7 protein-coding genes, 1 tRNA gene and 3 pseudogenes are annotated in these 6,314 nt (G+C 38.5%); 2 read left to right on the top strand and 9 right to left on the bottom strand.

Annotated elements, in window-relative coordinates; translation table 11 throughout:
- The 9 genes and pseudogenes from ACFIK3_RS05770 to folE all read right to left on the bottom strand — a co-directional run.
- Positions 1-158, bottom strand: a pseudogene (locus ACFIK3_RS05770) (phage tail protein); the annotation flags it as partial.
- Positions 155-631 carry a phage tail protein gene (locus tag ACFIK3_RS05765; RefSeq protein WP_375676368.1) on the bottom strand — a complete coding sequence of 159 codons (477 nt, stop codon included), beginning with the start codon at positions 629-631 and terminating at the stop codon, positions 155-157. The pseudogene ACFIK3_RS05770 and the gene ACFIK3_RS05765, both read right to left, overlap by 4 nt.
- A 13-nt stretch (positions 632-644) precedes the next feature.
- Positions 645-1,058 carry a hypothetical protein gene (locus ACFIK3_RS05760; protein ID WP_375664085.1) on the bottom strand — a complete coding sequence of 138 codons (414 nt, stop codon included), beginning with the start codon at positions 1,056-1,058 and terminating at the stop codon, positions 645-647.
- A 45-nt stretch (positions 1,059-1,103) separates the two neighbouring features.
- Positions 1,104-1,636 (bottom strand): annotated as a pseudogene (locus ACFIK3_RS05755) (hypothetical protein); the annotation flags it as partial.
- Positions 1,636-1,822, bottom strand: a pseudogene (locus ACFIK3_RS05750) (Arm DNA-binding domain-containing protein); the annotation flags it as partial. The pseudogenes ACFIK3_RS05750 and ACFIK3_RS05755, both read right to left, overlap by 1 nt.
- 659 nt (positions 1,823-2,481) lie before the next feature.
- A complete protein-coding gene (locus ACFIK3_RS05745) occupies positions 2,482-2,988 on the bottom strand; it encodes a hypothetical protein (RefSeq protein ID WP_273791370.1) in 507 nt (168 codons plus the stop codon).
- Between the two features lie 137 nt (positions 2,989-3,125).
- A complete protein-coding gene (locus ACFIK3_RS05740) occupies positions 3,126-4,298 on the bottom strand; it encodes an alpha/beta hydrolase (RefSeq protein ID WP_375631276.1) in 1,173 nt (390 codons plus the stop codon).
- A 193-nt stretch (positions 4,299-4,491) separates the two neighbouring features.
- A tRNA-Leu gene (locus tag ACFIK3_RS05735) sits at positions 4,492-4,576 on the bottom strand.
- Between the two features lie 137 nt (positions 4,577-4,713).
- Entirely contained in the window at positions 4,714-5,325 is a 612-nt protein-coding gene (gene folE / locus ACFIK3_RS05730; protein WP_273791372.1) for a GTP cyclohydrolase I FolE, read from the bottom strand.
- Positions 5,326-5,450: 125 nt separating this feature from the next.
- Between folE and ACFIK3_RS05725 the strand changes: the two genes are divergently transcribed.
- Both ACFIK3_RS05725 and yidD read left to right on the top strand, forming a co-directional pair.
- Complete coding sequence (locus tag ACFIK3_RS05725) at positions 5,451-5,879, top strand: iron-sulfur cluster assembly scaffold protein (RefSeq protein ID WP_273791373.1); 429 nt, start codon at positions 5,451-5,453, stop codon at positions 5,877-5,879.
- Positions 5,880-6,230: a membrane protein insertion efficiency factor YidD gene (gene yidD / locus ACFIK3_RS05720; protein ID WP_273791374.1), complete on the top strand. Its 351-nt coding sequence runs from the start codon at positions 5,880-5,882 to the stop codon at positions 6,228-6,230.
- Positions 6,231-6,314: the final 84 nt, after the last annotated feature.

Raw genomic sequence — 6,314 nt, 5'->3', positions numbered from 1 at the left:
GCAATCTCTGGATTAGCTTCCAGTGTGGCTTCTAAATAGCCTTTGAGTAAACCAGCTTGCCTCCGGTCTCTGAACACTGCCATGACATGGTGAAAGCAAAGGAGATCGAGGCTCATATCCTCTAACTCTACAATAACGCGCTTTTTGGGTATCTTCATGGGGTAGGTTTCTCTTGGTAATACCCCATTTGATATTGTCTCTCTTGGTATTGTCCTTGTGGTTTTCCGCCATTAAAAAAGGGCAAAAGCGTAATGGAATAGCGGATGCGTTGGGATTGACCAGAGCAACTGATATAGTCGTGGTCTTTTGTGATACTGGTGATCACCACGGGTCCATGGAGAAGGACACTATAGGTCGTATCATTAATCCAACGAAGCATCTGAACCGGCTTTGCTCTTCGGATAGTTGTAGTGATGGCATCAATAGCTACCCGGTCACCAAATTCTTCTGGAAACCAAACTCCATGAATGTTTTTTGCATCATTGCCATAGCCGGTAAATTGCAAACTGGGGGACCTGCCAAAACGCTCCATACAAACCCATGAGGCAGAAAACTCTTCTTCAAAAGATTGGAAATTCAGCCAATCCACATAAAATTGATGCGGTCCTAACATCATCAAAGGATCTCTCATAGGCTCCCTCCCCTCATTCTGTCCCGCCATGCAGCGCATTAGCGCGTGCCCGTTGCAAAGCATGGGCAACCGCACGACCAGTGGCCATGGGTTCACGCGCCCCATTAACATGCACTGTGACATTTTGATTGTGTGTGATGGGGGAACGGTCTTTGTCTCTTTGCTCTCTCGCAGATGAATTTACAGGAGGAGCCCCTGCAAATTGTGCAATCGGTTGAATGGCTGTTTTACCCCCCAAAAAACTTGGCAAAAACTCTCTTAAATTAATGGAACCAATCCACCCCTTAATGCGATAGGGCAAAGATTTACAAAAATCCGTCAATTGTGAGATGGTGCCCATAAAACCATCGACAATCCAACTTGCTAAATCTTCCCCAGCTTGTTCCATACCAGCCTTGGCACCCTCAGAGATGCTTTTCGCGGGCAAAAAAACTCTTCAACCATTGCCAAAAATTGGAAAGGCTTTGTTTAGCCCATCCCCAAAAGCTTCTAAATAAGCCGGCATTTCTTTGCCATACCAACTTTGCGACAATTGTACTTCCTTCACAAGCCCCCCCCATAATGCTGCGCCATCTTTTCGGCTAAATAAGCCCCATTGCCCCGTGCATCCAAAGCGCCCCCCAACAAACGCGGCAAACTATTCACCACATAAAATAAAATTTCTCTTTGTTGGTCAAACGGCGTATTGCGCAATTCCACCATAAACCGAACACGGCGCACCAAATCTTGTCCCACTTCCATCACCACAATCGACGTCGCATCGCCCGATCTGGCAAGATCAACACCAAAAACATGTTGGCGCCGTCGGTCAAGCCCAATATGAAGAGGTTTTAAGCGCCCCTCACACCAATTAAAAGCAGCTTGACTTCGTTGATAATCCGATTGATTTTTTAAATCATCCACACAAGCAAAACGCAACACTGCAATGTCAGGCGCACAACAATTTTCAATCTGTAAGCGTATTAAAGCAGCCGCTTCTTGATCGGCTGGTATGGCATCTAATTTTTTAAATAGAGTTTCGTAACAGGACCAAGTCCCATTTCACGGCGCTTATTGTGGTGCGTATAGCGAAAAAACCAAGAGCGTGTATTGTCTTTTCGAACATTCAACCATAGCCCTGCCTCATCTCAATAATTTACCCTGTGAAGATGACTTGACGAATGATGCTGATAACCGATGAATCGCCCTCACTTAACGCCTCTCTCGTCCACCTCTTAGATCACCTTTAATTTCTGATTTGAGATTTTTTCTTTAATACTTAATTTTTTATTGGAACATAAAAAATTATCTGCATCAATAGCTCTTGCACATATTTACATAACTTGAATCTTGTTGCAAAAGCCCGCTCCACCCTCTGGGGGTACCATATATTTTTTAATTACGTGTAGCTTATTCATTTTCCGAGTGTTTTTAAATCCAAGAGAAGGTAGAGATGAACGTGAATTTACAAAACATGTTATTTTTATCAAACTTCTTTTTTAATGCTTTAAATTCAGCTAATTTATACCAAGGAAAATATTAAAGTTTAAGTTTCTAATGAATATACTAACGACTTCATAACATTGGCAAAATTATCCGGCGAGCTATTATTAAAAGAATCAGAAAGTTTTTTGTAAAATTCTTTCCACAAACATTTTCTTCAATAAAGCCAACTGATTCATCAGCCTTAACTTTAGCAAAGATATAACCAAAGTCTTCTAAAGCTTTAATGCGATAAAGAGTGTGATTATAAAATACATGTGTTTCATTTATTAAAGCAAATTCTTTTCTTTAAAAAGGTTATCGCCTTCTATCTAACAGCGTTGTTTGCTGTAAAATTCAAATTATCTATCTGCTCAACTAAAGAACTTTTATTGTTTAGCTTTTGTGCTTTTTTCAAAGAGATGTGGGCTTTCAAGAATAAGCTTTTCTCGTGCTTTTTGTAACTGTTTAATGACCTCATCAATCTTTGACGGAGAACAAAAAGATTCTTGGCTATTCAACAAATGCAGCCTCTCCTTTCCCTCATATAAACATTGCATCTGAGATTGAAGTATTCTAACTTCTTGAAAAAAAAGACGCCCTGTTTCCTTAAAACCATTATTAAGTGCAAAAAGTTGATCAGAAATGGATAGCAGAATTTGTTTTAAAAAACGCTCATTTTCTTGGCGTTTACGATATTCTAAAATAAGAGCATGGCTTATCTCATCTAACTGTTTTTTTGTAGAATCAATTTGACGCAATAAATTTGGTTTTTCCCCCATATCACCTTTTCTCACCTTCACAAGCATAGCATGAATGTCTAACAACTTAATTGCGGAATGAGATAAATAATCAACAACTGTAGGCGTATTAACATAGCGTTTCCGTGTGATCATCACAAACTCACCTAATGACTGTTTTTTACATTCATCCCGCTATTTATTTTTCATTTTACAAAACCATTCTAAAGAAAGTGCTAAAAAACATTACCTCCAATACATTATTTGATGGAGCTCCTTCTCTCTTTTCACTATCAACGTGGAATCCGTGGAGAGAGAAAACGTACAGGTGTATAAAGGATAAGATGTGTTGTTTTCTCCAACACACTACTACCATCAGCAAGAAGGGCTTGACTAGGTGACAATTCTGTACCTTGCATAATTGTGGAAGCTAAAGAACCTTCTCGAGAAAGAGCCATCAACGTTGGTGAAGATGCAAAGACATTGTGTGCTCCCCCATCCACATGAGAGAAATCAAGAACAGCTATTCCATTTTTACGCAACATTTCAATATCTGAGCCATCGCCCACACGATGATGTCCACCCGTAAGACGTCCTGAAACCGCGAGAGCTTTATCCGTTCTGGATACTAAAATAGCTGTTGGCTGCGGGAGTTTTTTTATATCATTAAGTTGGCGCTCAAATACATCAACATCAATATCGGGTGCAGCCATTAATAAACTTGTAATACGACGAATAGGCCTATATTTTCCCTGTAAAGCTAATGTTCTAAATGCTTCCATTATAACAAAATTGCCCATAGAATGTGCAATAACCGAAATTTGATCAGCATTGGTTTCACTAATAAGCGTTAAAAGCTCTATCAATCCGTCACGGGCAAAATTAGCACTATCACGATCATAAATATAAAGAGGAACAGATCCGGCAGAAGGCCAAGAATAATGCACAGCGACAACATTTAAAGAATAATCGTGTGTAAACTGTGCTGTACGAAATGTACCATCTGCAAAATTATTATTATACCCATGGATAAAAAGAAAAATTTCTCTTTTTCCTTTTGGCTTTTTTGCTAAAGCAGCATTTAATTGCTGTTTAAACTGTTCTTTATTATCGTATTTTTGCAATGCTACTGCTGCAAAATACTTATCATGTGTAGGTTTATACGCATTTATTTCAACAACTCCCTTTACATGTTGCTGAGGAATTCCTACGTCAACGCGATTATAATGAACTTTATTTGATCGCTCTGCACCATAAGGTTGAGCGTAATTATTTTGCATCATACGACTTGTTGCAACATACACTGGAACGATGGCTTTTGGAGAAACTGGTTTCCCTCCAACTTCCCTTTCTACGGCAGTCATAGAAGGTGTTGCATGCACCCCATGCCAAAGTACAGCACGTGAATCACTACATGCTGGCAATAAAGAAATACAAATAAGAAGTGTTAAATATCTCAGAATCATTATACTTCTCACTGCAATTTCACCCCACCTTATAAAAATATAACATTTCAAATGCATAGATAAAGTAATAAAAAACGAAACATTCTTAGAAACACACCAACAAATAACATACAAAAAAGATTTTTCTATAATACGTATAAATCCCCTCTCTCTAACATAACTTCATCTCATTATAGAGAGACTCACTGCTAACTGGTGCGGTCGAGAAGACTCGAACTTCCACGGGTTGCCCCACAGCGACCTCAACGCTGCGCGTCTACCAATTCCGCCACGACCGCACGTGGAAAGAAAAAACCTTGGTTTTTAGCCTTTAACAAATCATAAAGAAAGGTACAAGCCAATTTTCTTTTTCTCATAATTTATTTTATTCAGACGACTTATAACTTAATAGAGATTACGAGAAATATGGGCTCTACTATGACCTTTGAACCATCATCATAAAATGTGTTTGTGCCGCTTGATCTTTTTCATAATAACCATGAAAGTTTTTTGTAATTGTTGTAGAGCCCTGTTTTTGGATTCCTCTCATAGCCATACACATGTGCTCAGCCTCAATCAATACTGCTAAACCATGAGGCTTCAGATACGTTTTTAACGCGTGAGCCACTTGCGCTGTCATAGCTTCTTGAGTTTGTAAACGACGAGAAAAAATATCTACAACACGTACAATTTTTGAAAGACCAACAATTTTCTCATTAGGAAGATATGCTATATGTGCTTTCCCAATAATTGGGATCATATGATGCTCACAGTGTGAATAAAAAGGTATATTCTTTACGATTACGGATTCATTATATCCTGAAACCTCTTCAAAAACTGTACCTAAGGTTTCTTTAACAGATTGACTATAACCATTAAAAAGCTCGCGATATGCCTTGGCTATACGTTTTGGAGTATCTAAAAGCCCTTCTCTATTTGGATTTTCCCCTATCCATAAGAGTAATGTACGAATCGCTTCTTCCACCTCTTCAATACTCGGACGCTTTTCTTCAGATAAATTTGCGTCTTCTTTAACAACATTACGCATTCAAAAACTCCAAGCTTACTCTATACAAAGCATTTGCTCTATACCTATTTCATTTTGTATAATCTCTATATAAGCGAATTAAAAGTTTAAACAATCACGACTCTCAAAATTTCAGGCAATAGTGCATGATTGATAATATCTATAATGATAAAATACTTAAATATGCTGCACATATAGGCAAAATTGGGCGTCTTAATAATCCTGATGCAACATCAAGAAAACATGCACATCTTTGTGGCTCGACAATCACTGTAGATTTAAAAGTGGAAAATGGTATTATTACGGATTTTGCTCACGAAATACATGCATGTGTGCTAGGGCAAGCTTCGGCTTCACTTTTAGCATCTCATATCATCGGACAAACAACACAAGATCTTAAAATATTGCGTGAAGTTATCTACAAAATGCTAACGCAAAATGGTCCTTCTCCTCAAGCTCCATTTGAGGATTTTTCTTGCTTACAGCCCATTAAAGACTATAAAGTGCGCCATACAGCAACACTACTACCCTTTGATGCAACGATAGACTGCATTCAACAAATTGAAGAAAAATAAATGTTCAAATCACAATCTCAACAAAAAAAATTGACTCGAAATTACACAGGCACTTGGCAAAAAACACCCGGACGATTATTGGGAATTTTCTTAATACGTTTCTATCAAATAACACTTTCGAGCCTTATAGGCAATCAGTGTCGCCATGCCCCGACTTGTTCAGAATATATATATGAAGCGATTGCACGCCATGGGCTTTGGGCTGGTGCATGGATGGGACTCTTTCGTATCATGCGTTGTGGGCCCTTTGGAACAGATGGCTTTGATCCAGTACCTATTTCGCTTGGAAATTCTTGCTGTTTTTATAAACCTTGGCGTTACTGGAAAATTTCTGACAAACACAACAAATAATCCTTTTCTTTTTTCATATGTATTGATAAAAAATCAGTCTATAAGCTTTTTACTCAATTTTCACGAAACCATCCGCAATCGTTA

It is taken from the genome of Bartonella sp. CB10SXKL, from assembly GCF_042195515.1.
Lineage (GTDB): Bacteria > Pseudomonadota > Alphaproteobacteria > Rhizobiales > Rhizobiaceae > Bartonella.
The sequence above is the reverse complement of the archived record's forward strand: the minus strand, read 5'-3'. Positions and strand labels throughout refer to the sequence as shown.